The 25,715-nt window shown below is 71.1% G+C and carries 25 protein-coding genes; 8 read left to right on the forward strand and 17 right to left on the reverse strand.

Annotated features, from left to right (window positions below; genetic code table 11):
- The first annotated feature begins 111 nt into the window (after window positions 1-111).
- Window positions 112-1,272 (forward strand): hypothetical protein, encoded by a 1,161-nt coding sequence (locus tag H4W80_RS14675; RefSeq protein WP_225963452.1) that lies wholly within the window; start codon window positions 112-114, stop codon window positions 1,270-1,272.
- A gap of 234 nt (window positions 1,273-1,506) precedes the next feature.
- Here the strand turns inward: H4W80_RS14675 and H4W80_RS14680 are convergent, their stop codons facing one another.
- Complete coding sequence (locus tag H4W80_RS14680) at window positions 1,507-2,169, reverse strand: hypothetical protein (protein WP_192785603.1); 663 nt, start codon at window positions 2,167-2,169, stop codon at window positions 1,507-1,509.
- A 43-nt stretch (window positions 2,170-2,212) separates the two neighbouring features.
- Window positions 2,213-2,971: a MerR family transcriptional regulator gene (locus H4W80_RS14685; protein ID WP_192785604.1), complete on the reverse strand. Its 759-nt coding sequence runs from the start codon at window positions 2,969-2,971 to the stop codon at window positions 2,213-2,215.
- Window positions 2,972-3,465: 494 nt separating this feature from the next.
- On the opposite strand from H4W80_RS14685, the gene H4W80_RS14690 reads away from it, so the two are divergent.
- On the forward strand, window positions 3,466-5,025 hold the full coding sequence (locus H4W80_RS14690) for an alpha/beta hydrolase (protein WP_225963453.1): 1,560 nt from the start codon (window positions 3,466-3,468) through the stop codon (window positions 5,023-5,025).
- Window positions 5,026-5,370: 345 nt separating this feature from the next.
- Here the strand turns inward: H4W80_RS14690 and mshC are convergent, their stop codons facing one another.
- The 5 genes from mshC to H4W80_RS14715 form a co-directional block, all read right to left on the reverse strand.
- Window positions 5,371-6,594, reverse strand: a complete 1,224-nt coding sequence (gene mshC, locus H4W80_RS14695) for a cysteine--1-D-myo-inosityl 2-amino-2-deoxy-alpha-D-glucopyranoside ligase (protein WP_192785605.1) — start codon at window positions 6,592-6,594, stop codon at window positions 5,371-5,373.
- A gap of 10 nt (window positions 6,595-6,604) precedes the next feature.
- On the reverse strand, window positions 6,605-7,252 hold the full coding sequence (locus tag H4W80_RS14700) for an NRDE family protein (protein ID WP_192785606.1): 648 nt from the start codon (window positions 7,250-7,252) through the stop codon (window positions 6,605-6,607).
- Window positions 7,253-7,347: 95 nt separating this feature from the next.
- Complete coding sequence (locus H4W80_RS14705) at window positions 7,348-8,115, reverse strand: SCO1664 family protein (RefSeq protein WP_192785607.1); 768 nt, start codon at window positions 8,113-8,115, stop codon at window positions 7,348-7,350.
- Window positions 8,112-8,660: a DUF3090 domain-containing protein gene (locus H4W80_RS14710; protein WP_192785608.1), complete on the reverse strand. Its 549-nt coding sequence runs from the start codon at window positions 8,658-8,660 to the stop codon at window positions 8,112-8,114. Before H4W80_RS14710 ends, H4W80_RS14705 begins: the two co-directional genes overlap by 4 nt.
- 9 nt (window positions 8,661-8,669) lie before the next feature.
- A complete protein-coding gene (locus H4W80_RS14715; RefSeq protein WP_192785609.1) occupies window positions 8,670-9,356 on the reverse strand; it encodes an MSMEG_4193 family putative phosphomutase in 687 nt (228 codons plus the stop codon).
- Between the two features lie 124 nt (window positions 9,357-9,480).
- On the opposite strand from H4W80_RS14715, the gene H4W80_RS14720 reads away from it, so the two are divergent.
- Both H4W80_RS14720 and H4W80_RS14725 read left to right on the forward strand, forming a co-directional pair.
- A complete protein-coding gene (locus tag H4W80_RS14720; protein WP_192785610.1) occupies window positions 9,481-10,428 on the forward strand; it encodes an aldo/keto reductase in 948 nt (315 codons plus the stop codon).
- A 136-nt stretch (window positions 10,429-10,564) separates the two neighbouring features.
- Complete coding sequence (locus H4W80_RS14725; RefSeq protein ID WP_192785611.1) at window positions 10,565-11,401, forward strand: hypothetical protein; 837 nt, start codon at window positions 10,565-10,567, stop codon at window positions 11,399-11,401.
- 164 nt (window positions 11,402-11,565) lie between these two features.
- Here the strand turns inward: H4W80_RS14725 and fabI are convergent, their stop codons facing one another.
- Both fabI and H4W80_RS14735 read right to left on the reverse strand, forming a co-directional pair.
- The gene (gene fabI, locus H4W80_RS14730) at window positions 11,566-12,330 is read right to left on the reverse strand and encodes an enoyl-ACP reductase FabI (protein ID WP_192785612.1); all 765 of its coding nucleotides are present in this window, start codon (window positions 12,328-12,330) and stop codon (window positions 11,566-11,568) included.
- Between the two features lies 1 nt (window position 12,331).
- Window positions 12,332-13,027 carry a beta-ketoacyl-ACP reductase gene (locus tag H4W80_RS14735; protein WP_192785613.1) on the reverse strand — a complete coding sequence of 232 codons (696 nt, stop codon included), beginning with the start codon at window positions 13,025-13,027 and terminating at the stop codon, window positions 12,332-12,334.
- Between the two features lie 77 nt (window positions 13,028-13,104).
- On the opposite strand from H4W80_RS14735, the gene H4W80_RS14740 reads away from it, so the two are divergent.
- Both H4W80_RS14740 and H4W80_RS14745 read left to right on the forward strand, forming a co-directional pair.
- Complete coding sequence (locus H4W80_RS14740; protein WP_192785614.1) at window positions 13,105-14,598, forward strand: TldD/PmbA family protein; 1,494 nt, start codon at window positions 13,105-13,107, stop codon at window positions 14,596-14,598.
- Window positions 14,595-15,965 (forward strand): metallopeptidase TldD-related protein, encoded by a 1,371-nt coding sequence (locus H4W80_RS14745; RefSeq protein WP_318786865.1) that lies wholly within the window; start codon window positions 14,595-14,597, stop codon window positions 15,963-15,965. Before H4W80_RS14740 ends, H4W80_RS14745 begins: the two co-directional genes overlap by 4 nt.
- 41 nt (window positions 15,966-16,006) lie before the next feature.
- Here H4W80_RS14745 and H4W80_RS14750 read toward each other — a convergent pair whose 3' ends face one another.
- Window positions 16,007-16,564, reverse strand: a complete 558-nt coding sequence (locus H4W80_RS14750) for an arsenate reductase/protein-tyrosine-phosphatase family protein (RefSeq protein WP_192785615.1) — start codon at window positions 16,562-16,564, stop codon at window positions 16,007-16,009.
- A gap of 135 nt (window positions 16,565-16,699) precedes the next feature.
- Window positions 16,700-16,912 (reverse strand): dodecin, encoded by a 213-nt coding sequence (locus tag H4W80_RS14755; RefSeq protein ID WP_192785616.1) that lies wholly within the window; start codon window positions 16,910-16,912, stop codon window positions 16,700-16,702.
- A 99-nt stretch (window positions 16,913-17,011) separates the two neighbouring features.
- On the opposite strand from H4W80_RS14755, the gene H4W80_RS14760 reads away from it, so the two are divergent.
- The gene (locus H4W80_RS14760) at window positions 17,012-17,326 is read left to right on the forward strand and encodes a DUF3099 domain-containing protein (RefSeq protein WP_192785617.1); all 315 of its coding nucleotides are present in this window, start codon (window positions 17,012-17,014) and stop codon (window positions 17,324-17,326) included.
- 303 nt (window positions 17,327-17,629) lie between these two features.
- On the opposite strand, the gene H4W80_RS14765 is transcribed toward H4W80_RS14760, so the two are convergent.
- From H4W80_RS14765 to H4W80_RS14775, 3 genes are all read right to left on the reverse strand, one after another.
- Window positions 17,630-18,532, reverse strand: a complete 903-nt coding sequence (locus H4W80_RS14765; RefSeq protein WP_192785618.1) for an NTP transferase domain-containing protein — start codon at window positions 18,530-18,532, stop codon at window positions 17,630-17,632.
- Window positions 18,533-18,536: 4 nt separating this feature from the next.
- Complete coding sequence (gene moaA, locus H4W80_RS14770) at window positions 18,537-19,526, reverse strand: GTP 3',8-cyclase MoaA (protein WP_192785619.1); 990 nt, start codon at window positions 19,524-19,526, stop codon at window positions 18,537-18,539.
- Between the two features lie 122 nt (window positions 19,527-19,648).
- Entirely contained in the window at window positions 19,649-20,017 is a 369-nt protein-coding gene (locus H4W80_RS14775) for a winged helix-turn-helix transcriptional regulator (protein WP_192785620.1), read from the reverse strand.
- Window positions 20,018-20,122: 105 nt separating this feature from the next.
- On the opposite strand from H4W80_RS14775, the gene H4W80_RS14780 reads away from it, so the two are divergent.
- The gene (locus H4W80_RS14780; RefSeq protein ID WP_192785621.1) at window positions 20,123-20,854 is read left to right on the forward strand and encodes an NAD(P)-dependent oxidoreductase; all 732 of its coding nucleotides are present in this window, start codon (window positions 20,123-20,125) and stop codon (window positions 20,852-20,854) included.
- Window positions 20,855-21,737: 883 nt separating this feature from the next.
- Here the strand turns inward: H4W80_RS14780 and H4W80_RS14785 are convergent.
- The 3 genes from H4W80_RS14785 to H4W80_RS14795 all read right to left on the reverse strand — a co-directional run bounded on the left by H4W80_RS14785 (window position 21,738) and on the right by H4W80_RS14795 (window position 25,597).
- Window positions 21,738-22,226: a hypothetical protein gene (locus tag H4W80_RS14785; RefSeq protein WP_192785622.1), complete on the reverse strand. Its 489-nt coding sequence runs from the start codon at window positions 22,224-22,226 to the stop codon at window positions 21,738-21,740.
- 152 nt (window positions 22,227-22,378) lie between these two features.
- Window positions 22,379-23,536, reverse strand: a complete 1,158-nt coding sequence (locus H4W80_RS14790) for a hypothetical protein (protein ID WP_192785623.1) — start codon at window positions 23,534-23,536, stop codon at window positions 22,379-22,381.
- A gap of 219 nt (window positions 23,537-23,755) precedes the next feature.
- Window positions 23,756-25,597, reverse strand: a complete 1,842-nt coding sequence (locus tag H4W80_RS14795; protein WP_192785624.1) for an AMP-dependent synthetase/ligase — start codon at window positions 25,595-25,597, stop codon at window positions 23,756-23,758.
- Window positions 25,598-25,715 lie beyond the last annotated feature (118 nt).

Below are 25,715 nucleotides of genomic sequence, written 5' to 3' on the forward strand. Positions count from 1 at the left end.
GGCCGATCAAGTTAGCGCAAACATGACTTCGCGGATGTGCCACCGACACTGTGGCCAGGTTCCTCCGCCCCTCTCCCCCGCACTTCTCCGAGCCCCAGGGAGCAAGGCCCCATGCCGCTTCGCCGACTATCGATCATCGCGCTGACCGCCGTCCTCGCCGCCTCGGCCACCACGCACACCGCCGCCGCCGCTGAAGGCAGGCCTGTGAAACTTGCGTACGGCGCCCTGGGCGCCAACTTCAACCAGAACCTCGACGCGCTGGACTACCGGGAGCTTCGCGAGGCCAAGGCCCGATGGGTCCGCGGGTTCTTCCCGATGCCCGCCACCGACCAGGGCGATCCCGCCGCGCACTTCGCGATCCGCACCATCACCCAGGCAGCCGGGCGAGGCCACGACACCATCCTCAGCCTGAAGTTCCCCTACGACCGGACCTCCTTCCCCGCGCCCGGCAGCGCCCGGATGGCCGCCGAACTGGCCCGCCTGGACCGGGTCCTGCCCACTGTGCTGAACAAGGTGGACATCATCACGATCGGCAACGAGCCGTTCATCGAGAGCCTGCCCGCCGAGCGCGACGCGCGGCTCAACGAGTTCTACGAGACCGTCGCCCGACACGTGATCGACTACAGGCGCCAGCACTGCGGCGCGGACTGCCGCACCGTGCTCTACATGGGCGCGCTGAACCGGCTCGACCTGCCCGACCGCCGCACGCCGGCGGCCGAGCGCTGGATGACCTTCGTCCGCGAGACGCCGGAGATCGAGGGCGTCGACATCCACCCGCACGTGCCCTCGCCCCAGGCCGTCCAGCCGTTCCTCGACTACATCCTGCCGCGGATGCGCCCGCAACAGACGTTCCTCGTCACCGAGTTCTCCCTCGTGCATCACTGGAGACAGCACCTGCGCGACACCGTCGCCACCAAGTTCGCACAGCAGTACGGCTTCGCCCCGGACACCCAGGTCTGGCAGGTGATCAAGGCCGCCATCAACAAGCCGTTCAGCGAGCGGAAGTGGGACGACTTCCTGACCAGCAGCCCGTGGTTCACCAGTCAGGCCGGCTTCCTGCGCGACCAGATGAAGCTGTACCGGAGCACCGGGCGGCTGGCGGTCGCCACCTACGCCTTCAAGCAGGACGATGCGATGGTCGAGGACTTCGGCCCTGACAAAACCCCGTGGCTGCTCAACAGCGTGTACGCCCCCTACACCGTGCAGCCCCGCGGCGCCATGTCGGGGCGCGGCTACTGGCTCGACGACTTCCGCGCGCTGCAACAGCGCTGACCACCATCACCAGTGCGCTGTCCGCGGCCGGCTACGATCCTCGGTGGCGACCAGGACGTCGAGGAGCAGCTCCTGCAGCTCGGCCCGGGCCGCGCACGGGCTCCTCGTACGGGTGGCCGCTGGTTGCGGTACTCGCACAGCGCCCAGCCCCTGACCGGCGATGTCACCGACGTCCACGCTGATGGGCAACGGCGTCCATCACCGCGCTCCTACCGCTGATCGGTCGAGCCGCTCTCAGCCCTTGGCCATGGAGTCCAGCAACCAGTTGTATCGCAGGCGCAGTGCGCGCTCCCAACCGGCCGCCGCGGCACCGACCGCGAGCGTGATGTTGAGCCATCCCGGCAAATGGATGGGCGAGGTGAAAGTCCCGAAGCGCTGCGTTACCGGGGGGAATTTATAAACCACTTCGATGAGCTGCGGGATGAGGAGAAGCAGCGGGATGACGAGCAAGATCAGTGAGCAGAAAGCGATCCAGCGGCTCAGTGCGGGGTGCTCGCGGGCGAGGTGCGCGCGGCGTCCTTCACCGGAGCCGCGATCCGGGATGAGTTGGTGCTCGGTCCCCTCGGCAGTGACGTAGTGGCAGCGCTTGAGGCCGAAGGCTGTCGGTGCTACTTCGATCGTGCCGCCCTGGACGGCAAAAACGGCGGGGAGCTTGGACTCGGCGTGATGCCTGCCGTCGAGGTACAGGTGGGCTTTACCCTTGCCGTTGTCGGACAGAAACCGCTGCACATGGTTGACGTCGATGGCATAGACCACCTGCCGGCCATCATCGTTCTTCAGCGGAAGATAGAACAATGCCCGGGAAAGCGGCTGCCACCAGCGGAAACGCTTGAGCGAACGTCCATTTCCGGGCTGAACCCGTTGCACGGCCCGGCTTCTCCGCCAGTCCTTCAACATCTCAGGCTCCACATCATCATTCGGAAAGCGCTTCGGCGAGACCTCAGTCGTGGGCAGCGCCGTGCCGGGGTGTGTCGTCGTTCGTGTCCGTCGCCTGTCCGAGGAGGACGTTCAGGCGCTGCAGGACTCGTAGCTGTGCGGGGTTGTAGAGCTCCACCAGCGCGTGTGCCATCGTGCTCTCGGCCAGCTCCGCTCCTCGTGGCGAATCCGCCACCGGGTCGTTCGACCACGGGTGCTCCTCCCGCATCCTGCGCACCAGTGGCAGAATTCGCTCGGCAACCCGGTCGACCGTGGCATCGTCGGCCTCCGGGGGAAGGGCGTCGAAATCGTCACCGACGTCGTCGCGCACGGCGATGATCCGACGGAATTCCTCCATGCCCTCCTCGCTGAAAACCGTCGAAAAAATCATGAACAAGGACTGGTTCGTGTCGGAGAGTTCTTGAGAGAGGGGCGCGAATTCGGGCAGCGCATGCATCGGTGCGCGATGACGCAAGATGACAGCCAGCTCCGCACGCACCCGCTGGAGCCGTTCGATCGTCGCCTCCAGCTCGGCGTCCAGCACCCGGATCTCCTCTTCCGACTCCTCGTCGGCCTGCCCCATCGCGGCGATCTGCGACAGCGGCAACCCCAGATCACGCAACCGCTTGATCTGCAACAGCCGGATCAGATGCGAGACCTTGTACTGCTTGTACCCGTTGGCCGCGCGCTCGGGCATATCCAGCAACCCGATCTCGTGGTAATGCCGAATGGCCTTCACCGTCGAGCCCGTAAGATCGGCAAGCTGCCGGGTGCTCCACGCCATTCTCTGCCTTCCTCGTCGTCCGCGACTGCAGGTGTCCCACCCCACGCGTCCCTTACGACAGTCCACACCATGCCCCAAGGGCACAGTCAAAACGGGGCCCAGACGTGTCGCCCGCGCCCGAACGGGGCTCTTCTCCAACCGCGACAACCGCTCCGTGGCCGGATCTGTGGCGCTTCTTGACCGTGCCCCAAGGGCACGCTGTTAGCTCGGTGTCGCAAACAGCACGACCAGGGGAGCCACCTGACGGCCGGCCCTGCGGTTTCGTCGCGCGCCGGCCGAGTATCCGTGGCTGACCAGCCTGGGGTCACGCGCCCTGACCGGTGACGAACGCGCGGCCAGGACAGTGGCGCCGGCGCTGCGGGATCCGTACAACGAGGCGCAGCTCGACGTGCTCTGCCGCATGCACGTCCACGCCGTCCGCGGTGCCGCGCCGGACGTGGGCTCTGCTCGCACCTCCGGCCCTCATACGCCCCTCCGACAATGGGAGAAAGCACATGCCATATAGCACGAGATCGGCCGTCTTCATGGGGGCCGCGGCACTGACGCTGCTGCTCGGCGCCTGCGCCGGTCAGGCCGGCGCGGCCGGCACTCTCCAGGCCGGTCAGCAGCCCGCCTCGCCCGGCACCGGCCTGGACCGCTTCTACGGGCAGAAACTGGCGTTCAAGCCCTGCGATCCGCAGATGCCGCCGGGCGCACCGGCCGTCGAAGCCGAGTGCGCGCGGCTCAAGGTGCCGCTCGACTACGGAAAGCCGGAGGGTGAACAGGCGGAGATCGCGTTGCTGCGGGTGCCCGCGCGGGGCAAGGATCCGATCGGGTCGCTCGTGCTGAATCCCGGCGGTCCCGGCTTCGGTGGCACGGATCACGCGGCCATCACCGCCGCCGTGTGGGCGAAATCGCCGATCACCGAGCGCTTCGACCTGGTCGGGTTCGACCCGCGCGGTGTCGGCGCCTCGACCCCGGCGCTCGACTGCTACACCGACGCCGAGCGCGACCGCGACGCCAAGCTCTCCTCGATCCCCGCCGGCCTGGACGACTGGACCAAGCAGGAAACCCGCCGGCTCGTCGAGCAGTGCGCCGAGCGCTCCGGCGGCAAGCAGGTGCTCGCACACGTCGGCACCCGCGACGTCGCGCGGGACATGGACGTGCTGCGCCAGGCCCTGGGGGATGAGAAGCTCTCCTTCGCCGGCACCAGCTACGGCAGCCGGCTGGGCGCCGTGTACGCGGAGATGTTCCCGAAGAAGGTCCGCGCGCTGGTGCTCGACGGGGCGATGGACCCGCTGGCGGGCACCCACGAGCGACGTGTTCAGCAGGCCACCGGGACGCAGGCCGCGTTCGAGCGCCTGGCCGCCTCGTGCGCCACCAAGAAGGACTGCCCGCTCGGCACCGACCCGAAGCGCGCCACCAAGGAGTTCCAGAAACTCGTCAGGCCGCTGGTCGACAAGCCCGCGCGGACGTCCGACGGGCGCGGGCTGACGTTCGGCCAGGCGGTCGAGGGAGTGACGGCCGCGATGTACAGCAAGGCGAGCTGGCCCGACGCGATCGCGGGCATCGCCGAGGTGAAGGCCGGCAAGGGCGACACCCTGCTGAAGCTGCGCGACAGCTACCACGGGCGGACCGCCGACGGCGGCTACCCCGACTCGCTCGAGGCCACGCTGGCGATCAACTGCCTGGACGAGGAGCGCCACACGCCGAAGCAGGAGACCGCGATGAACCGGGCGTGGTTCCGGGCGGCGCCGTTCACCGACCACGGCCGTCCGATCAAGCTGGCGCGCGACGGCTGCGAGCAGTGGCCCGTCAAGCCGACGCTCGGCTACCCGTACGCCACCGGCGTCAAGGGCTTGCCCGACACCCTCACGGTCTCCGTCACGGGCGATCCCGTGACGCCGCACGAGGGCGGCGTCACGCTGGCCAAGGAACTGGGCGGCAGCCTGCTCACCGTCGAGGGCGAGCAGCACGGCGCCCTCCTGGCCGGCAACGCCTGCGTCAACGAGGCCGTGGCCGCCTACCTCATCGACCTCAAGTCCCCGGAGGAAGGGGCGCGGTGCAAGCTCTGAGCCGGGTACTGGCACGTCGAAGACTCCTGCGATCGGCCTGACGGCCAGGACCAGGCTCTGCGCTCCGCCATACACCGTCCCGCCGATCCGGCACTGGGGAGGTGCGGGATGGTGTGGGGGGGCGTGGCGTTACCGGCCCGATGTGCGGGCCCGATGTGCCGGGCCGACGTGCCGGGCCGATGTGCCGGGCCGACGTGCCGGCCTGACGGGCTGGGCCGCGGGGCGGGCCAGGGTCTTCGCGGCGCGACGCCTCGCACGGCGCCGCTGAATCCGACCGTCCCGCAGAGCGCCGTTCAACCGATGGTCCCGCCGAGCGCCGTTCGACCCGGCGCTCGCGGGACGGCGTCAGAGGGCGATGCCCAGGAGGGCGTCTGCGAGGTCGCGCACCAGGGCGGGGGCGGTGGCGTCGGGGCCGCCCCGGGTGAGGGCCTCGTCGGCCCAGGCGTCGATGGCGGACAGGGCGCCCGGGGAGTCGAGGTCGTCGGCCAGCCGGGCGCGTACCGTGGCCAGCAGTTCGTCGGCGTGCGGCCCCGACGGCAGCGCGACCGCCGAGCGCCAGCGCTCCAGCCGCCGCTCGGCGTCGGCCATCAGGGACGGGACGTACTCCCAGTCCGCGCGATAGTGGTGGGCCAGCAGCACCAGCCGGACCGCCATCGGGTCGTGGGCCACCCGCAGCCTGGACACGAACACCAGGTTGCCCTTGGACTTGGACATCTTCTCGCCGTCCAGCGCCACCATGCCCGCGTGCGTGTAGAACTTGGCGAACGGCCACTCGCCGGTCAGGGCGTGCCCCTCGGAGGCGCCGCACTCGTGGTGCGGGAAGATCAGGTCCGAGCCGCCGCCCGCCACGTCGTAGCCGCCCCCCAGGCTGTCCAGGGCGATCGCCGTGCACTCGATGTGCCATCCGGGCCGCCCCCGGCCCAGGGAGGAGTCCCAGGCGGGCTCTCCGGGCCGCTCGGCCCGCCACAGCAGCCAGTCGAGGGGGTGCCGCTTGCCCGCCCTGTCGGGGTCGCCTCCGCGTTCGGCGAACAGGGTCAGCATCTCCGCCTCGTCGTAGCCCGACACCTGGCCGAACTTGGGCGCGTCGGCCACGCTGAAGTAGACGTCGCCGTCCAGGACGTACGTGACGCCCTTGGCGGACAGCCTGGAGATCAGCTCGGCCACCCGGCCGACGACCTCGGTGACGCCCACGTACTCGCGGGGCGGCAGGATCCGCAGCGCCTCCATGTCGCCGCGGAACAGCTCGATCTCCCGTTCGGCCAGCTCGCGCCAGTCGACGCCGGTCTGCTCGGCCCGCTCCAGCAGCGGGTCGTCCACGTCGGTCGCGTTCTGCGTGTAGTGGACCTCGTGACCCGCGTCCCGCCACATCCGGCCGACGAGATCGAAGGCGTGGTAGGTGTTGGCGTGGCCGAGGTGGGTGGCGTCGTAGGGGGTGATGCCGCAGACGTACATCCTGGCGGTCGGCCCCGGATCGGTCTGCCTCACCTGCTTGGCCGAGGTGTCATAGAGACTCAGCGGAATGCTCTCACCTGGGAGCTTTGGAACGTTCTGGGCAGCCCACGATCTCATGTGTTTGAGCCTATCTGTCCCGATCAGCGGTCAGGTCGGTGAACTGGTACGTCACGTCCTCCGCGGAGAGTGAGACCTCCATCACCGACAGGGAGGCGAAGACCCGCCCGTCGGGGAGCTTGTGCCGGACGATGAGCGCGCCGGGGTCGGCGGACGGCTCCGCCTTGATGAGCTCGCTCCAGGTCTCGCTCTCGAACCTGGGCAGGTACACGACGACCCGCTCACTCGCCGGGTCCAGGCCGGTGTTCACGATCATGCTGACGCCGTCGGGCAGGTCGGTGATGGCCAGCCGGTCGCCGTCCCAGCTGAACATGCGGATCCGCGCCAGCTCGGCGAGCACCAGGTGGAAGGGGTCGTAGCAGGTCAGGTCGGGGCCGGGCGGCCCGCCGGTGGACGCGGCCCGCAGTGCCAGGTCGCCGCGCGAGAGCCGGCCCGCCTCCGGCGCGGGCCGGCCGCGCCCGTTGAGCAGGGCGGCGGCGCGGCGGGCCGCCGGGTTGACGGCCAGCCAGGTGCCGCCGGCCTTGAGGTCGCGCCCGCCGACCACGCCCGGATGTTCCGGCCAGTGCTCGCCCGGCGCCTCCCACGGGCGGTCGGTGAACTCGTCTCTGACGCCCATGAGGGTGAGCGTCCGCCCGGGTTTCACGATCAGCGTGCACATGGGGCAAAGGGTAATAAACGGGCTTCGGCCGCCGCAGGGAGGGGCGGGCCCTGACGGGCCCGCGGATCGAGGCCAGGTTCAGATCGAGGCCAGGATCAGATCGGGGGCCAGGGGATGGCGGGCCAGCCTTCGGAGGGGTACGGGTGCACGCCGGTGTCCAGCAGCCGCCTGACCCGCCGCCAGGTCGCCTCGACCTCCTCCAGGCTCAGCAGCTCGCGCAGCCTGCGCCCGAGGGAGCCGGACTCGATGTCGCGCTCCAGTTTGGCCAGCACGGCCACCGCCTCGCGGGCGAGGGGCTTGCCGCGCCACTGCCAGAGCACGGTGCGCAGCTTGTCCTCGGCGGAGAAGCAGACCCCGTGATCGACCCCGTAGACGTGCCCCGTGGGCAGCGGCAGCAGGTGGCCGCCCTTGCGGTCGGCGTTGTTGATCACCGCGTCGAACACCGCCATCCGGCGCACCAGCGGATTTCGGCTCTTGACCAGCCGCTGGAGGTCGATCTCGCGCTCGGTGTCGATCCACAGCTGGACCATGCCGGGGCCGAAGGGGCCGTCGCGGTAGACGGTGGGCGGCACGATGTTCCAGCCGGTCGCCTGCGACACCTCGAACGCGGCCACCTCACGGGCGGCCAGCGTGCCGTCGGGGAAGTCCCACAGCGGGCGCTCGCCGCGTACCGGCTTGTAGACGCAGGCGGCCGAGCGGGAGCCCAGCTTGACCGAGCAGTAGAGCGTCATGTTGGTGGCCTCGACGAGGCGGCCGGCCACCTCCAGCCGGCCGTCGCGCAGCAGCGCGAGCGCCTCGTCCTCCGGTATGGACGGCGGCTGCCGGGACGGCTTGACTGCCGGTTCGCTCTCCGGAGCGGTCATGAAGCCGCCTCACCCCCGCGATATCCGTTGAGGCGTACGCAGACGTGCCCGGTGGCGTCGAGCGGCTGTCCGCACAGCGGGCACGGCGGGCGGCCCGCGGCGACGATCTCGAGGGCCCGCCGGGTGAAGGCGCGAGCGGCTCCCGCGCTGATGCGCACGCGCAGCACCGCGGGGTCGGCGTCCTCGACGTCTTCCTCGTCGACGACCTCCTGCGCCTCGATCACCACCTGCGATTTCTCCGCGTCCCAGGCCAGCGCCATGGTGCCCACCCGGAAGTCCTCCGCGACGGGCACGTCGAGCGGCGCGTCGTCGGCCAGGTCGGCCGGGGCGAGCGCGGGGACGTGCGCGGTGCCCCCGCTCAGGCGCAGCACCTCGTCCAGCAACTCGTCCAGCCTGCCCGCGAGGGCGGCGACCTGCAACTTCTCCAGCGCCACCGTGGTCAGTCTGCCCTCGGCCCTGGCCTGCAGAAAAAAGGCGCGCGCGCCCGGCTGCCCCAGGGCACCGGCGACGAACCTCTCTGGTGGGTCGTAGTCGAAGACCGGCATACGCTGACCTTACGTGGTTCCGGGTCCGCCGCCGACGGCGGCATCGCTCCCGGTGATGTTTTCTCCCCCGTCTTTCTCCTCCGAATCCTCGGGAAGCCGCAATTCCCCCATATCGTTGAGCCTGAGAACAAAGGGGCGCAGGGGGGCATAGCGAATGATGGTGAGGGCCGCAGGATCGGCTGTTATCCGCTGAAAGTGATCGAGATGCAGGCCCAGAGCGTCCGCGACGATCGATTTGATCACGTCGCCGTGGCTGCAAACCAGGTAGACAGCCTTCTCCCCCAGGCGTTGATTCCACTCCCGGACCGCCGCGACCGCCCGGTGTTGCATACCGGCCAGGGACTCCCCTTCCGGAAATGTCACGGCACTGGGGTGCGCCTGCACCACCCGCCACAGCGGCTCCTCGGCGAGCTCCTTCAGCGGGCGGCCGGTCCAGCCGCCGTAGCCGCACTCGATGAACCGGTCGTCGATCAGCACGTCCATCCCGCGCCCGTCGGCGACCGCGTGGGCGGTCTCCCGGCAGCGTTCGAGGGGGCTGGAGACGACGGCGTCCAGCCGGACGCCCGCGACGCGGGCCGCCAGCGCCGCGGCCTGCGCGCGGCCGGCCTCGCTCAGATGCACCCCCGGCGTACGTCCGGCCAGCACCGGGCCGGTGAGGTCCGTCAGCCCGTGGCGGGCCAGAAGCAGCGTGGTCACCTGGCAAGTGTCGCAGGCGCGGATCACAACTTTTCACCATGGGCCGCCGCTGCCGCGTCAACCGCGAACAACAGTGGTGCGGCAGCCTGATGAGCAGGTTTCTTGTTGGTAACCTGGCGGGATCATGGAGCAGCGCTATGTCGGCCGCAGCGGCCTGTCGGTGTCCCGGCTGGGGCTCGGCACGATGACCTGGGGGCGTGACACCGACGCCGACGAGGCGGCCGCCCAGCTCCGTACGTTCCTGGACGCGGGCGGCAATCTCGTCGACACGGCCGACGTCTACACCGGCGGCGACTCCGAGCGGCTGCTGGGCCGGATGCTGCGCGACTCCGTGCCGCGTTCGGAGCTGGTGATCTCCACCAAGGCCGTGGTGACGCCGACCGGCCGCCGGCCGCGCGACGCCTCCAGGCGCCACCTGATCGCCGCGGTCGACGACTCGCTCAACCGGCTCGGGCTCGACTACGTCGACCTGTGGCAGCTGCACACCTACGACGCCGAGGTGCCCCTGGAGGAGACCCTGGCCGCGCTCGACGCGATCGTCTCCTCCGGACGCGCCGTCTACGCGGGCGTGTGCGACTACACCGGCTGGCAGCTGGCCGCCGCGGCGGTCACCCAGAAGATGATCCCCGGCCGCATCCCGATCACCTCGGCGCAGGCCGAATACTCGCTGCTGGCCCGCGAGCCCGAGCGCGAGCTGCTGCCCGCCGCCGCCGATCTGGGTGTCGGCGTGCTGGCCTGGTCGCCGCTGGGCCGCGGGGTGCTGACCGGGAAATACCGCACCGGCATCCCGGCCGACTCCCGGGCCGCCACCCCGCACTTCGCCGACTTCGTCCGGCCGTATCTGGATGAGCGCAGCCGCAGCGTCGTCGAGTCGGTCATGACCGCCGCCGACGGGCTCGGCGTCTCACCGCTGGCGGTCGCCCTGTCCTGGGTCCGCGATCAGCCGGGGGTCTCCTCGGCGATCGTCGGAGCCCGTACGCGCGCGCAGCTCACGGGGGCCTTGACGGCCGAGGACGTGGTGCTGCCCATAGAGATCCGAGATGCCCTCGATGACGTGTCGTCACCAGACTGACCCCTCGCCCCCGGAACGAGAGGGCCCCTCGCGTATCACTAGTCGATACCGAATCGCAACTTTACCTGCCAAACGCCTGCGTCTCAGGTCCGATGTCCATAAAGATTTCCCCCGGAAGCGACGCAGGAGGGGACGGATGGGGAGCAGGGCCGCGATCTCGGCTGGAGTTCTCGCGGTGGCGCTGGCGGCCGTCCCAGGGGCCGCGACGGCCGCGTCGGCCGACGCACAGGACTGTACGCGCGACGGGGGCCTGCTCTCCGGGGTGACCAACACCCTGTGCGACGTGGTGAACACGCTCACCGGCACGGTCGACACCTTAACCGGCGGGACCACCAAAAAGGTGACGGACGGCGTGAACGACACCACCAACGAGGTGCTCGGCCGGGTCGGAGAGGTGGCCCCGACCACCAAGTCCACGCCCGCCACCGAGTCCTCCCCGTCGCCCTCCGACTCCGCCACGGAGCAGGAGGACGACCCCCGGGACAGCGACTGCCGGGCGGGGCAGGCCTGCGCGGAGCAGGACGCCACGCAGAAGCTCTCCCCCTCGCCCACCCCCTCCCCCTCGCACACGTCGCGGCCCCGCGAATGGGGCGTGGAGTCCCTGCCCAGCAAGAGGCCCACGGCGCCGGAGCAGCGCCCGCAGACCGTGGACACGGGGCGGCCGGTGATCGAGAAGAAGACGAGGGTCGACACGGACGAGCCGCGGGTGGACCTGCTGTGGCCCAATCCGTTCGCCCATGAGCTGACCCTGCCCATGCAGGACAAGCGGGTGGTACGGCCCAGCCCGCCCGCCTCGGACGTGCTGGGGACGGCGCTGACGATCGCGCTGCTGGGGTCGGCGGTGCTGGCCACGCGGATCGTCCAGCAGCGGCGCCAGCGCACGGAGCCGGCGGATTCGATCCCCTTCGAACCGGCGCGCGCCGGCAGCGGCAGCGGGACCGGCAACAGCAACGGCCGTCACCGCCTGGCCTGAGCGCCCGCGCACCCCGAGAGCGGGCCCCGGCCCGCGTACCTCAGAGCGGGCCTTGACCCGCGTACCTCAGAGCGGGCCTTGACCCGCGCGTGTAAGAGCGGGCCTGGGTCCGCGCACCGCAAAGCGGGGCCCCGCGACCCGCGAGACCCCGCGACAGCCTTGGATCAGGAGCCGACGGCGTGGACGCCGCCGTCCACGTGGACGATGTCGCCGGTCGTCGCCGGGAACCAGTCCGACATGAGGGCCACGCACGCCTTTGCCGCCGGAATCGTGTCCGACAGGTCCCAGCCCATCGGGGCCTTCGCCGGCCAGCTGTCCTCGAACTCCTTGAAGCCCGGGATCGACTTGGCCGCCATGGTGCGCAGCGGACCGGCCGCCACCAGGTTGACGCGGATGTTGTGCGGCCCCAGGTCGCGGGCGAGATAGCGGCTGCACGACTCCAGGCCCGCCTTGGCCACGCCCATCCAGTCGTAGACGGGCCACGCCTTCGTGGCGTCGAAGTCGAGGCCCACGACCGCGCCGCCCTCCTTCATGAGGGGCAGGCAGGCCACGGCGAGGGACTTGAACGAGTAGGTCGACACGTGCAGGGCCGTGGCGACGTCCTCCCACGTGGTGTTGAGGAAGTTGCCGCCCATCGCCGTCTGCGGAGCGAAGCCGATCGAGTGGACCACGCCGTCGAGGCCGTCGACGTGCTCGCCCACCCGCGCCGCGAGCGTGTCGAGGTGCTCGTTGTTCTGGACGTCGAGCTCCAGCACCGGCACCGGCTCCGGCAGCCGCTTGGCGATGCGCTCGACCAGGCTCAGCCGGCCGAACCCGGTGAGCACCACCGTGGCGCCCTCCTCCTGGGCCAGCTTGGCCACCGAGAACGCGATCGAGGCGTCGGTGAGCACGCCGGTCACGAGGATCCGCTTGCCTTCGAGAATTCCCACGTCAGTGCCCCATTCCGAGTCCGCCGTCGACCGGGATCACGGCCCCGGTGATGTAAGAGGCGTCGTCGCCGGCCAGGAAGCGAACGACGCGTGCCACCTCCTCGGGCGCCGCCTGGCGGCCGAGGGGGATGCGGGAGACGATCGCCTCCTGGTCGAGGTCGGCCGTCATGTCGGTGGCCACGAAGCCGGGCGAGACCACGTTGACCGTGATGTTGCGCGAGCCGTACTCGCGGGCCAGGGAGCGGGCGAAGCCGACCAGCCCGGCCTTGGAGGCGGCGTAGTTGGCCTGGCCGGCCTGGCCGGACAGGCCGATCACGGAGGAGATGAGGATGATGCGGCCGCGCTTGAGCTTCATCATCGGGCGGATGGCGCGCTTGGTCACGCGGTAGGCGCCCGTGAGGTTGGCGTCGATGACGTCGGTGAAGGTGTCTTCCTTCATCATCGCCAGCAGCGTGTCCTTGGTGATGCCGGCGTTGGAGACGAGGACCTCGACCGGGCCCTGCTCCGCCTCGACCTTGTCGAACGCGGCCTCGACGTCGGCCATGCTGGTGACGTCGCAGCGCACGCCGAACAGGCCCTCGGGCGGCTCCCCCGATCGGTAGGTGACCGCGACGGCGTCGCCGGCCGCGGCGAGTTCACGGGCGATCGCGAGGCCTATGCCGCGATTGCCCCCGGTGACGAGTACAGAGCGTGCCATGGCATCAGACGCTATCTCCTACCGGCGGGTATCCGGTTGTCCGGGTGGCACAAGATCACAGGGTTAGGATCGTGGACATGCGCCAGATCGATCCCGACTTCCTGGAGCTGCCGCTGCGGCAGCTGGCGGACGCCGCCCTGCAACGCGCCCGCGAGCTCGGCGCCGAGCACGCCGACTTCCGGCTCGAACGTGTCAGAGCCGAGACGCTCAGTCTCTATGACGCCCGGCTCGAAGGCGCCATGGACGCCGACGACCTGGGCTACGCCGTGCGTGTCGTCAAGGGCGGCACGTGGGGGTTCGCGGCGGGCATCCACCTGACGCCGCAGGCCGCCGCGGCCGTGGCCGAGCAGGCGGTGCGGGTGGCGGAGGTGAGCGCCCCGATCAACCGCGAGCCCATCGAGCTGGCGCCCGAGCCGGTGCACGCCGAGGCCGTGTGGGTGTCGGCGTACGACGTCGACCCGTTCGAGGTCTCCTCGGCCGACAAGGTGAGCCTGCTGGCCGACTGGTCGGCCGGCCTGCTGAAGGGCGCCGACCACGTGTCGGCGCGGCTGCTGCAGGTCAAGGAGCAGAAGTTCTACGCCGACACGGCCGGCACGGTCACCACGCAGCAGCGGGTGCGGGTGCACCCGAAGCTCAACGCGATGAAGGCGCACGAGGGCGGCTTCGACGACATGTCGACGCTCGCGCCGCCGGTCGGGCGCGGCTACGAATACCTGACGGGCACGGGCTGGGACTGGCAGGGCGAGCTGGCCAGGCTGCCCGAGCTGCTGGCGGAGAAGCTGGCGGCGCCCTCCGTCGAGGCGGGCGACTACGACCTGGTGATCGACCCGTCCAACCTGTGGCTGACGATCCACGAGTCGATCGGCCACGCGACCGAGCTGGACCGGGCGCTCGGCTACGAGGCGGCGTACGCGGGCACCAGCTTCGCCACGTTCGACCAGCTGGGCGAGCTGGTCTACGGCTCGCCGCTGATGAACGTGACCGGCGACCGCACGGTCACGCACGGCCTGTCCACGATCGGCTACGACGACGAGGGCGTGCAGGGGCAGAGCTTCGACATCGTCAAGGACGGCGTCCTGGTCGGCTACCAGCTCGACCGGCGGATGGCCCTGATGAAGGGGCTCGGGCGGTCCAACGGGTGCGCGTTCGCCGACTCGCCGGGGCACATGCCGATCCAGCGCATGGCCAACGTGTCGCTGGCGCCCGCGCCGGACGGGCCCTCCACCGACGAGCTGATCTCGGGCGTGGAGCGGGGCATCTACATCGTCGGCGACAAGAGCTGGTCGATCGACATGCAGCGCTACAACTTCCAGTTCACCGGGCAGCGGGCGTACAAGATCTCCCACGGGAAGCTGGCCGGGCAGGTCAGGGACTTCGCCTACCAGGCGACCACGACGGACTTCTGGCAGTCGATGGAGGCCGTCGGCGGGCCGGGGACGTACGTGCTCGGGGGCGCCTTCAACTGCGGCAAGGGCCAGCCGGGCCAGGTCGCGCCGGTCAGCCACGGCTGCCCGTCGGCGCTGTTCAGGGGCGTGCGGATCCTCAACACCGTTCAGGAGGGTGGCAAGTGACGCCGCAGGAGATGGTCGAGAAGGCCCTGGAGCTCTCGGCGAACGACGACTGCGTGGTGCTGGTGGACGAGCAGTCCACGGCCAACCTGCGCTTCGCGGGCAACACGCTCACCACCAACGGCGTCGCCCGCTCCGCCCGGCTGACCGTGATCTCGATCGCGGGGCAGGGCGTCGGGGTCGTGTCGCGGGCCGCCGTACGCGATGATCAGCTCGCGGACGTGGTGGCGGCGGCTGACGCGGCCGCGCGGGAGGCCCAGCCCGCGGAGGACGCCCGCGCCCTCGTCGAGGGCGTGCCGCAGTCGCCGCACTGGGGCTCGGCCGTGGAGCCGACCGACATCGGGGTGTTCGAGGGGTTCGCGCCCGCGCTCGGCGACGCGTTCGCGGCGGCGGAGGCGGGCGGCCGGAAGCTGTACGGGTTCGCGGAGCACTCGCTGACCTCGACGTTCCTCGGCACGTCGGCGGGCCTGCGGCTGCGCCACGACCAGCCGACCGGGCGCCTGGAGCTCAACGCCAAGTCGGCCGACCTGAAGCGCTCGGCGTGGACGGGCGTGTCCACCGAGGACTTCACGGACGTGGACGTGGCGGCGCTCGACTCCTCGCTGGCGCAGCGGCTGGAGTGGGCCAAGACCCGGGTCGACCTGCCGGCCGGGCGCTACGAGACGCTGCTGCCGCCGAGCGCGGTGGCCGACCTGATGATCTACCTGTACTGGTCGGCGGGGGCCAGGGACGCGCTCGACGGGCGCTCGGTGTTCTCCAAGCCCGGCGGCGGCACGCGGGTCGGCGAGCGGCTGGGCACGCTGCCCGTCACGCTGTCGAGCGACCCGTCGGCGTCCGGCATCGCGTGCGCGCCGTTCGTCGCGGCGCACGCCTCCAGCCGGGAGAGCTCGGTCTTCGACAACGGGCTCCCGCTGGGGGCGACCGACTGGGTCAAGGACGGGACCCTGGAGGCGCTGCAGCAGACCCGCTACTCGGCGGAGCTGAGCGGCCTGCCGGTGACGCCGGCGATCGGCAACCTGATCATGTCGGGCCCCGAGGGCGGCCGGTCCATGGAGGAGATGATCGCCTCCACGGAGCACGGGCTCCTCGTCACCTGCCTGTGGTACATCCGCGAGGTCGACCCGCAGACGCTGCTGGTGACCGGGCTGACCCGGGACGGGGTCTACCTGGTCGAGCACGGGGAGGTCGTGGGCGAGGTCAACAACTTCCGCTTCAACGAGAGCCCGGTGGACCTGCTCGGGCGTCTGACGGAGGTGGGCGCGGCCGGGCGCACGCTGCCCCGGGAGTGGAACGACTACTTCCAGCGCACGATCATGCCGGCGGTGCGGGTGCCGGACTTCAACATGTCCACGGTCAGCCAGGCCAGCTGACCTCCGCGGCGGCCGCGCCCGTCCCGGGCGCGGCCCCTTGGTCAGCGGGGGCCCAGGAGGGCGCCCAGGGCGTGGCTGAGCGCCTCGCCGAGGGTCTTGGTGCACGCCTCGTAGCCTTCGTACGGGCCGCCGTACGGGTCGAACACCTCCGGCGCCCGCCGCGCGTCGCGCCGTTCGGCGGCCGACTCGACGATCGCCCGCGCCCGCTCGGCCGTGTCCGAGCGATAACGGCGGTGCCCCGCCCCTGCCGCGAGTTCGGCGAACTCCGGCAGCGTGAACGTCCTGCGCTCCGCCTCAGGGGCGATCCCGACGGCCACGGCCCGGTGCCCGGCCTCCATCGTCAGCAGCAGGTCGGCCGACCTGACCAGGTCGAGGTCCAGCATCCGGGCACGGTGCGCCCGGCCGTCCAGGCCCAGCCGGTCGAGGGCCGTGATCGCGTGGGGGGCCATCGGCCGGCCGACCAGCGCGCGAACCCCGGCGCTCCCCGTCGCCACGGGCAGGTGCGCGGAGTTGAGCATCGCCTGGGCGATCACCTGTGCCATGGCGGAACGGCAGATGTTCGCCGTGCACACCAGCAGGATGCGGAACTCGACACTCACACCGGCCAATCTAACCTCTGGCCTCCGGCGAGGGGCGGGGGGACGGCCCTGCGATCCGGCGTCCGGCCCCCAGGGACCCCCGGGGCGCCTACGGCCGGCAGAGAGCCGTACGCGGCCCGCGAGGCGTCCTCGAGATCAGGTGTCCTCGAGGCGGAAGCCCACCTTCATGCCGACCTGGAAGTGCGCGACCTCTCCCGCGTCGAGGTATCCGCGGATCTCCGTCACCTCGAACCAGTCGAGGTGACGCAGGGTCTGGGAGGCCCGTCTGATGCCGTTGCGGATGGCCTCGTCGACGCTCTCCCCCGACGTTCCGACGATCTCGGTCACCCGGTACGTTCGATCCGTCATCTCCTCATCCTCCTTACTCAAAGGCCATGATCGCATGACCCCTGTTCCCGCACCGGGGCGCTGTCGCACCCGGCCTGTTCCAGGTCTACGGTGGAAGACATGAAGGGGTGGCGCAGGAGAGCAGACGTCCACCAGGTCACGGACGCCAAGCCGTCGCTGACGGACGACATCCGCAAGCGCGAGATCGGCTACCTCATCAAGATGGGCATCCGGACGATCTGCCTGATCCTGGCGGTCGTGGTGCCGGTGCCGTGGCCGTACCGGCTGCTGTTCATCGCCGCCGCAGTCTTTTTGCCATACATAGCCGTAATCGGGGCCAATGAGAGAGGGAAGGCTGCCCCTCCGCCTACCTTTGACACCCCTGAAGCTAACCAAACCGAGATACCGCTGCATCGACGCGAGATCGGGTCGTGACTAAGTCTTGACGCATCCCACGGGTTGTAGGTGTACGCTTTAGGCAAGCGCTCCGGTCCCCCGTCGGAGTGCTGGTGCCGGCGTTCCGGGCCCCCGTCGGAACGCCGATGACGCGACGCCGGGTGGTTTGCCCCCGTAACCACCCGGCGTCGCCCTTTCCCGGAAGTTTTTGATCAGTTGGCGACGCCGACCGCAGTCGGATAGGGCCGCTTTCCCGAAACCGTTTGCACTCCCTCCCGCCTCGTTATTCACAGGAAATCTTCAGGCGGGAGGGCGGCTTGACTTCAAGAGTTCGTTCGAGTGTCAGCTGTCTGTCAGCGTCTCGGTCGTGGCCTGTCCCCAGTTCTTCGCCAATGTGATCAGTTTCGCCACGGCGTCGTCGGGGGCGGTCCCGGCGCCCTGGGCAAGGCCGAGCAGATACGCCGTCAGGGGCGCGGCCGGTCTGGCCACGCCGTGGGCGACCTCCTTGGTGAGGTCGAGGATCAGGTCGCGGTCCACGTCGGCCGGGTCGATGCCCAGCTCCTTGCAGGCCAGCGCGGTCCATTCGTTGAGCACGTGCATACGAGCCTCCTCCAGGTCGTCCATTGTGTCGCAGTCGAACCACGGCCTACCCGGCAACGACAGCCGTACGGCCGTGAGGGGGCCTAGCAGGCCCTTGAGCGAGCGGCCCGAGTAGGCGGCGAGGGCGCCCTTGAGCCGCGCCGCCGGCCACACCCCGGCCAGCCACTGCTCCCGCCCGCCGTCATCCACCATCACCACCCCGCCGACCGGCCCCTCCTCGGGGGCCGCCCCCGCCACGTCATCGGGCACGGCGGGCATCGGGTGTGCGGGGCCGGTGCCGGGAGGTCGGGTCGTGGCGGCGTTCAGCAGGGACGTGACGTGGGAGGCGGTGATGAACGGCAGGTCGCCCGCGAGCAGGACCACCCACGGGGCGGTGACGCCGTTCAGTCCGGCCGCCAGGGCCGGGACGGGGCCGCTCCTCGGCGGGTCCTCGCGGACGAACACCACTGCGGGGATCGGGCGCTCGGGGCCGACGACGATGGTCGTACGGGCGTCCGCGACCGCCGTCACCACGTGCTCGACCAGGGGTCTGCCGCCCACGCTCAGGCCGGGTTTGTCCGCCCCGCCGAGCCGGCGCGCCTCTCCCCCGGCCAGGATCACCGCGTCGAAGACCGCCTGACCCGGGCTCTCGGCCGAGGGCGCCACGCCGTCAGCCGCCGATGGCGGACATGGGCCGGGCCGGCTGGAGGAAGGACGGGTCGTCGATGCCGTGGCCGGCGCGCTTGCGCGCCACGGCGGCGACCCAGCGTTCGGCGAGCTCCTCGTCGGAGGCCCCCTCGCGCATGCGCGTCTTCAGGTCGGACTCCTCCCTCGCGAAGAGGCAGTTGCGTACCTGGCCGTCGGCGGTGAGCCGGACCCGATCGCAGGACCCGCAGAACGGGCGCGTCACCGACCCGATCACCCCGACCCGGGCGGGCCCCCCATCCACGAGGAACCGCTCGGCCGGCGCGCTGCCGCGCTCCTCCAGGTCGTCCGCCGTGAGGTCGAACCCGCCCGACAACCGGTCGAGGATCTCGTCGGCGGTGACCATGCCCTCACGGGTCCAGCCGTGCTGGGCGTCGAGCGGCATCTGCTCGATGAAGCGCAGCTCGTAGCCCCGGTCGAGGCACCACCGCAGCAGCGGCACGGCCTCGTGGTCGTTGAGGTCGCGCATGAGCACCGCGTTGACCTTGACGGGACGCAGGCCCGCGTCGTCGGCGGCGGCGAGGCCGGCGATCACGTCGGCGTGCCTGTCACGGTGGGCCAGGCGCTTGAACGTGTCAGAGTCGAGCGTGTCGAGCGAGACGTTGACCCGGTCGAGCCCGGCCGCGGCCAGCGGCCCGGCCAGCCGGGCCAGCCCGATGCCGTTGGTGGTCAGCGAGATCTGCGGCTTGGGGGTCAGGGCGGCGGTGCGGGTGACGATGTCGACCAGCTCACGCCTGATGAGCGGCTCGCCGCCGGTGTAGCGGACTTCGGTGATGCCCAGGCGTTCGACGCCTATGGTCACGAGGCGGACGATCTCGTCGGCCGTGAGGAGCTGCGCGTTGGGGAGCCAGTCGAGACCTTCGGGGGGCATGCAGTACGTGCAGCGCAGGTTGCACTTGTCCGTGAGGGACACCCGCAGATCCGTCGCCACCCGTCCGAACGAGTCTCGCAACATGGGGCGTCACCTCCTGTTCGTTCGCCAGAGGGCCAGACTACGACGCCTTTCGGGCGACGTTCAAAATCACTCCTTCACCGCACGACAACACTTTGTGCCCTAGATCGATTCCGCTCAGGGGTTCATCCCGCCGCCTCGTGCCATGCCTCGCGGGCGTGCATCAGCTCGGCCAGGTGGTTTCTCGACCACTCGCAGCCGGCGTTCATGGGTTCGATGAGGCTGCGGCCGAGGTCGGTCAGCTCGTACTCGACGCGCGGCGGGATCTCGTCGTACGCGGTGCGGGTGAGGAAGCCGTCGCGTTCCATGGCGCGCAGGGACTCGGTGAGGACCTTCGGGGTGATGCCGCGCAGCGTGACCTGGAGTTCCTTGAAGCGGCGGGGGCCCGATTCCAGGCAGCGGATGAGCTTCGCGGTCCACTTGTCGCCGATGCGGATCGGCGCGACTACCGGAGGGCATCCGGTGAACATGTCCGGATCGAGTGGCTCGGCCATCCCGACATCGTAGGTAACTATCGTTGCGGAAAGCGATATCTCGCCCCTTACCGTCTCCGCTGAGTGGCCGGGGAGGCCGGCCCAGGCAGAAGGGGTGTGGTGAAGGTGAGCAGGATCGTGGTGTTCGGCGCCGGTGGGCGGGCCGGGGTGCGGGTGGTCGCGGAGGCGGTCGGGCGGGGGCACGAGGTGACGGCCGTCGTCCGGGATCCCGGGAGGTACGCGGGCGCTTGGGGGTCGTCCGGGGCGGGGTCATCCGGTGTGGGGTCATCCGGTGTGGGGTCGTCCGGGGCGGGGTCGTCCGGGGCGGGGTCGTCCGGGGCGGGGTCGTCCGGGGTGCGGGTGGTGGCCGGGGATGTCACCGACCTTGCGAGTGTGGCGGAGGTGGCGGCGGGGCACGACGCGGCCGTTCAGGTGGCGGCGCGGCTGGACGTGTCGTCGGAGGAGTTCTACACGGCGGCGGCCCGGGCGCTGGTCGGCGGGCTGGGGCGGGCCGGGGTGTCCCGGCTGGTGGCGGTCGGGATCGGGAGCCTGCTGGAGGTCTCGCCGGGGGTCCGGCTCGTGGACACGCCGGACTTCCCGGCCGAGGCGCGGGCGTTCTCGCTGGGGCATGCGGCGGAGCTGGAGGTGTTCGAGAAGTCGGGGCTCGACTGGGTGGTGCTCGCGCCGCCCCCGGTGCTCCTCGACGAGTCGGCGTCCCGGACCGGGCGGTATCGGATCGGGGGTGGGGCGGTGCCGGCGGTGGAGCCCGTGTTCTCGTTCGCCGATCTGGGGGTGGCGGTGGTGGACGAGGTCGAGCGGCCCCGGCACCACCGCGTCCAGGTCGCCGTGTCGTATTAGGGGTGGCCGGTTGCCGCGCTTCCGGAACGCCTTTGCCGCGCCGCCGGTTGCCGCGTTCCGGAAGCGCGGGTGGTAGGAGACGTCCTGGGAAAGCCCGGGCGATGGAGCACCGTGGGGCCGTGAGACGCGGGGCCGGTGGCACGTAGGACGCGCCCGGCGTGGGTGCGCCCGGCGTGGGTGCGCCCGGCGTGGGTGCGCCCGGCGTGGGTGCGCCCGGCGTGGGCTGCCGCCGCGCATAGGCCTGCGGAGCGTGGGCTGCCCGGGGCGCGGGGCGCGGTCGCGAAGCGCGAGGCGCGGTCGCGAAGCGCGAGGCGCGGTCGCGAAGCGCGAGGCGCGGTCGCGAAGCGCGAGGCGCGGTCGCGAAGCGCGAGGCGCGGTCGCGAAGCGCGAGGCGCGGTCGCGAAGCGCGAGGCGCGGTCGCGAAGCGCGAGGCGCGGTCGCGAAGCGCGAGGCGCGGTCGCGAAGCGCGAGGCGCGGTCGCCGAGCGCGGGGCGCGGTCGCGGAGCGGGCTGCGTGGGCTGCTCGGGTGGGGCTGCGCTGGATACGCGGAGGGCTGCGGTGGCTGTGGAGCATGCGGGACGCGAGGCCCACCGGGTATAGGGCGCCCTCGGCGTGCGGCGGTGCGGCGCGCTGGTCATGCGGCCTGCGGCGCGCGGCGTGCCGGACCTGCGGCGTGCCGGCCGTGCGACACCCTCGGCGTGGGGCGCGGAACCTCGGCGTGCGGCGCGCTGGGCGTTGGGCGCGCGGGAGGCGAGAAGCCCGGGAGGTGAGGTCTTGGGATGGGGAGGGCGAGGTGTGGGGCGGTGCGGAGGGTGCGGGATGTGGGGAAAGGGGTGGGAATGGGAAACGCCCGGCCGGGAAAGGCCGGGCGTTTCGGGGTGGATCAGCGGCGGCCGACGACCTTGACCCAGTCCTTGCCCTCCGCCGGGGAGAGCCAGCGGGAGCCCTCGAAGACCGCGCGCCACGTACCCGACGTGCGGGCCGGAACCCGCGTCGAGAAGTAGCCCTTGCCGCTGGTCCTGATGGTGTCCACGTACTCCCAGCGGCCGCTGCCGTCAGGCTGGAAGAGGATCACGATCCGCTTCGAGGCCAGGCGGTGCCAGCGCTCCGAGTCCTTGCAGTAGTCGGCGTGGTGCACCGAGACGAGGCCACTGATGTAGTCCTCGTCGCACTGCACGGAGAGCTTGCCCTCGAGAGTGATGGGCCGGCCCCGCCATGCGGGCTCGGGGTTCGCGTCGAACTGCAGGCTCGTGTAGCCCGCGACATCCGGGTCCAGGCCCGGGTCCGGGTCCGCGAGCGCGGGCGAGGCGGCGGTCGCCACCATCGTCGCACCCAGGGCGGCAGCCGCCAGGCCGGCGGCTAGACGTCGCATCTTCAAAATGGAATTCCTTCCCCGTCTCGAACGCGGCCCCAAGACGGGGCCACGTCAACGCCAATGACGCGTAAGGGTAAGGAAAAGTTGTAGTAAAGCTGATCACAATTCCGCAACGGCGGTTTAAGGCCGTGCTATAGGCACCTTTTTGGCTATTGCGTAATTTGTCGGGACTTGGAGGCGTCTGCGGCGTAGTGTCCTGTTCCGGGGTAGCGGACGCGCCAGAGGCCGCCCGAGCGGCCCGTGACCGTCGTCTCGAAGGTCCCGGAGCCGTCCGTCGTCGTCTGCCCGATCCGCTCCCAGGCCGAGGACTCGTCGCCGCGCCACAGGATCTCCAGCCGCTGCCCGGCGAACGGGCCATAGTCGGTGTAGCCGCGCGGGTCCACCCGCCTGAGCGAGCCGCGCAGGCGTACGAGGTCGGAGCCCTCCAGCTTGTCGGCCCGCACCGACGAGAGCTTCGTGTCCCGCCTGAACTGGAACGACGCGTACTCGGTGACCGTCGCCCCGCCCGCTCCCCTGGCGGTGGCGGTGATCGTCCAGGTGCCGGTCGGGTAGTAGCGGTTCAGCTGCTTGTCGGGGAGGAAGCGCCAGGTCTCCCAGCCGTTCGCCATGCGGGCCGGCGGGCCGGATCCCGGTCCTGCGGTGCGCCAGGTCAGCTGCGGAAGGGTTCCCTCCGGGCCGTCCTCGGCGGCGTGCGGTGGTTGCGCTGCTTTCTGGTCGAGAGAGAGGGCCTGGCTGGGCACTGAAGCGGGAGCGGGAGCGAGTATGAGTGCGGGTGCGGATGCCTGGGCGGGTGCGGGTGCGGGTGCTTGAACCGGTGCTTGAACGGGTGCGGGAGCCGCGGGCCGGGGGCCGGGTCGGTGCTGGTTCGGCGGTGCGGGCCGGACGACCGGTGCCGGACGGACCGCCGGTGCCGGCCGGGCCACTGGTGCCGGCCGGGCCACTGGTGCCGGCTTGGGCGCCGTGCCCGGGGCGGGGCGGGTGCCGGCGGAGCCGCTGGTGGGGGCGGGGCCGGAGCCCGCTGAGCCGGTGTCGGGGGCGGGCGCGGGGGCCGGGGCCGGGATCGGTAGCTTGTCGGTCAGTACGGGGCCGGGCGGGGCGCCGGGTTCGACTTTGACGGTGATGCCGTCCTTGCCGCGCGCGCCTTTGGCGACGACGTCGACCACCAGGCGTACGGAGTCGTTCGGCCCCACGACGGGCTCGGCCGGACGGACGGTGATCGCGCGGATGGCGGGCTCGGGCGCGGCCGGAGGGGCGGGCACGGTGAGCGGCCCGGCCGCGAGCGAGACGAGAAGAAGGCTTCTGGTCATGATCGAGACGGTAGGAACCGCCCGGTAATGGCCAGGACCTCGACACACGCCACGAATGGCAAAACCGGGATCAGCAGCCGGAGCAGCCGCGGCCCCGCCGAAAGCGGGCCGGCGAAAGCGGGCCGGCGAAAGCGGGCCGGCGAAAGCGGGCCGGCGAAAGCGGGCCGGCGAAGCCGGTCCCCGAGAACCGGCTCGCCGGAAGAGCGGCCCGGCGTGCGGCTAGCGCGGGCCGCTGTAAAGACCCTCGATGACGTCGGCGTACTTCGCGTGGATGATCCGCCGCTTGAGCTTCAGGCTAGGGGTGAGCTCCTCGGTCTCGGCCGTCCACTCCGCGCCTAGCAGCGCCCACCTCTTCACCTGCTGCACCCTGGCCAGCTTCGCGTTCGCCGCCTCGACCGCCGTCTCCACCTCCTTGACCACCTCCGGATGCTCGGCCAGCTCCGCCAGCGAGGCGAACGCGATGCCGCGCGCCTGCGCCCACCCCGGCGCCACCTCCCCGTCGAGCGTCAGCAGGGCCACCGGGTGCGGCCGGTTGTCGCCGTAGGCGAGGGCCTGGCCGATGAGCATGTGCTCCTTGAGGTGGTTCTCGATCTCGGCCGGGGAGATGTTCTCGCCGCCCGCCGTGATGATCAGCTCCTTCTTCCGGTCGACCACCCGGTAGAAGCCGTCCTCGTCGACCGTGCCGATGTCGCCGGTGTGCAGCCAGCCCCCGTCGTCGATGAGCTCGGCCGTGGCCTCGGGCCGGTTGACGTAACCGCGGGTGTTGAGCGGGCTGCGGGTGAGGATCTCGCCGTCCTCGGCGATGCGGATCTCGACGCCGGGCTCGGCCCTGCCGACGGTGCCCAGGCGGTAGCAGGAGGGGCTGTTGCCGGTGAACGCGCCGGTCGTCTCCGTCATGCCGTACACGTCGATGACCTTGAGCCCGAGCCCGGCGTAGAAGTGCTGCACCTCGGCGGGCAGCGGCGCGGCGCCGGTGGCGGTCCACTCGGCGCGGTCGAAGCCGATCATGCCGCGGATGACCGACAGCAGGGAGGCGTCCGCCTGCTCGTAGGCGGCCCGGATCTCGGGGGTGATGGTACGCCCGTACTGGCCGGCCTCCACGTACGCGGCGCCCGCGCGCATCGCCTGGCGTACGGCGGCCTGCTGCTCCTCCGGCTGGGTGGCGAGCACCGCGAGCAGCCGGGCCATCATCTTCTCCCACACGCGCGGCACCCCGAAGAACATCATCGGCCTGACCTGCCCCAGCGTCTTGCCCAGGTTGGCCAGGTCGGTGCAGAAGTGCACGTGGGAGACCTTGACCAGGGGCAGGTAGAGGCTGAGGATGCGCTCGGCGATGTGCGCGTACGTGAGGTAGGAGATCTGCGTGCCCCGGACGGGCAGGCTCGTGATGCGGTCGGTGGCGGCGACCTCGTAGAAGACGTTCGTGTGGGTGAGGGGGACGCCCTTCGGCATGCCGGTGGTGCCCGAGGTGTAGAGGACGGTGACCACGTCGCCGGGGGTGACGGCGCTCATGCGGGCCTCGACCTCGGCCGGGTCCGCGGCCAGGCGCGCGCGGCCCAGCTCCAGGAAGTCCTCCCACGACATGAACCGCTCGTCCTCGGGCACCCCCTCCAGCATGATGATCCTGCGCAGCCCGTCCAGGCGGGACAGGACGGGCTGCCAGCGAGCCAGCTCGGCCGGGCCGCCCAGCACCGCGTACCTGGCGGCCACGTCCCCGGCCACGAACGCGATCTGGTCGGGCGCGAACGTCGAGTACACCGTGCAGCCGACCCCGCCGGCGTGCACCGCGCCCAGGTCGGCGAGCACGTGCTCGCTGCGGTTGACCATCATCAACGCCACCGACTCCCCCGGCTGCAGCCCGAGCGCGGCGAAACCCGCGGCGATCTCCAGGACCCGCTGCCGCGCCCGCGCGTAGGTCAGCGTGGTCCAGCCGTCGCCGTCGGGGTCGGAGTAGGCGGGGGCGTCGGGGTGCTGCTCGGCGGCCTGCCGGAGCTGTTCGCAGACGGTACGGCCGGCGATCTGCCGCTCGATCTCGGCCCGGACTTCGAGGTCTTCGGCCATGGCGCGCGCCTCCAGTCAGTGTTCACTTGCGTGAGTGGCCTGCATCGCACCACACCAAGGGGGTAGCGGCAAGAGCCGGGGGAGAAACACCCGCGTCCTTCACGTAGAGTGATCGACC

The organism is Nonomuraea angiospora, from assembly GCF_014873145.1.
GTDB classification, from domain to species: Bacteria; Actinomycetota; Actinomycetes; order Streptosporangiales; family Streptosporangiaceae; genus Nonomuraea; species Nonomuraea angiospora.

Bases quoted from the DNA above. Each gene is read 5' to 3' on its own strand.
- H4W80_RS14675 (WP_225963452.1), top strand. From the start codon at position 112: ATGCCGCTTCGCCGACTATCGATCATCGCGCTGACCGCCGTCCTCGCC.
- H4W80_RS14680 (WP_192785603.1), bottom strand. From the start codon at position 2,169: ATGTTGAAGGACTGGCGGAGAAGCCGGGCCGTGCAACGGGTTCAGCCC.
- H4W80_RS14685 (WP_192785604.1), bottom strand. From the start codon at position 2,971: ATGGCGTGGAGCACCCGGCAGCTTGCCGATCTTACGGGCTCGACGGTG.
- H4W80_RS14690 (WP_225963453.1), top strand. From the start codon at position 3,466: ATGCCATATAGCACGAGATCGGCCGTCTTCATGGGGGCCGCGGCACTG.
- mshC (WP_192785605.1), bottom strand. From the start codon at position 6,594: ATGAGATCGTGGGCTGCCCAGAACGTTCCAAAGCTCCCAGGTGAGAGC.
- H4W80_RS14700 (WP_192785606.1), bottom strand. From the start codon at position 7,252: ATGTGCACGCTGATCGTGAAACCCGGGCGGACGCTCACCCTCATGGGC.
- H4W80_RS14705 (WP_192785607.1), bottom strand. From the start codon at position 8,115: ATGACCGCTCCGGAGAGCGAACCGGCAGTCAAGCCGTCCCGGCAGCCG.
- H4W80_RS14710 (WP_192785608.1), bottom strand. From the start codon at position 8,660: ATGCCGGTCTTCGACTACGACCCACCAGAGAGGTTCGTCGCCGGTGCC.
- H4W80_RS14720 (WP_192785610.1), top strand. From the start codon at position 9,481: ATGGAGCAGCGCTATGTCGGCCGCAGCGGCCTGTCGGTGTCCCGGCTG.
- H4W80_RS14725 (WP_192785611.1), top strand. From the start codon at position 10,565: ATGGGGAGCAGGGCCGCGATCTCGGCTGGAGTTCTCGCGGTGGCGCTG.
- H4W80_RS14735 (WP_192785613.1), bottom strand. From the start codon at position 13,027: ATGGCACGCTCTGTACTCGTCACCGGGGGCAATCGCGGCATAGGCCTC.
- H4W80_RS14740 (WP_192785614.1), top strand. From the start codon at position 13,105: ATGCGCCAGATCGATCCCGACTTCCTGGAGCTGCCGCTGCGGCAGCTG.
- H4W80_RS14755 (WP_192785616.1), bottom strand. From the start codon at position 16,912: ATGACGGATCGAACGTACCGGGTGACCGAGATCGTCGGAACGTCGGGG.
- H4W80_RS14760 (WP_192785617.1), top strand. From the start codon at position 17,012: ATGAAGGGGTGGCGCAGGAGAGCAGACGTCCACCAGGTCACGGACGCC.
- moaA (WP_192785619.1), bottom strand. From the start codon at position 19,526: ATGTTGCGAGACTCGTTCGGACGGGTGGCGACGGATCTGCGGGTGTCC.
- H4W80_RS14775 (WP_192785620.1), bottom strand. From the start codon at position 20,017: ATGGCCGAGCCACTCGATCCGGACATGTTCACCGGATGCCCTCCGGTA.
- H4W80_RS14785 (WP_192785622.1), bottom strand. From the start codon at position 22,226: ATGCGACGTCTAGCCGCCGGCCTGGCGGCTGCCGCCCTGGGTGCGACG.
- H4W80_RS14790 (WP_192785623.1), bottom strand. From the start codon at position 23,536: ATGACCAGAAGCCTTCTTCTCGTCTCGCTCGCGGCCGGGCCGCTCACC.
- H4W80_RS14795 (WP_192785624.1), bottom strand. From the start codon at position 25,597: ATGGCCGAAGACCTCGAAGTCCGGGCCGAGATCGAGCGGCAGATCGCC.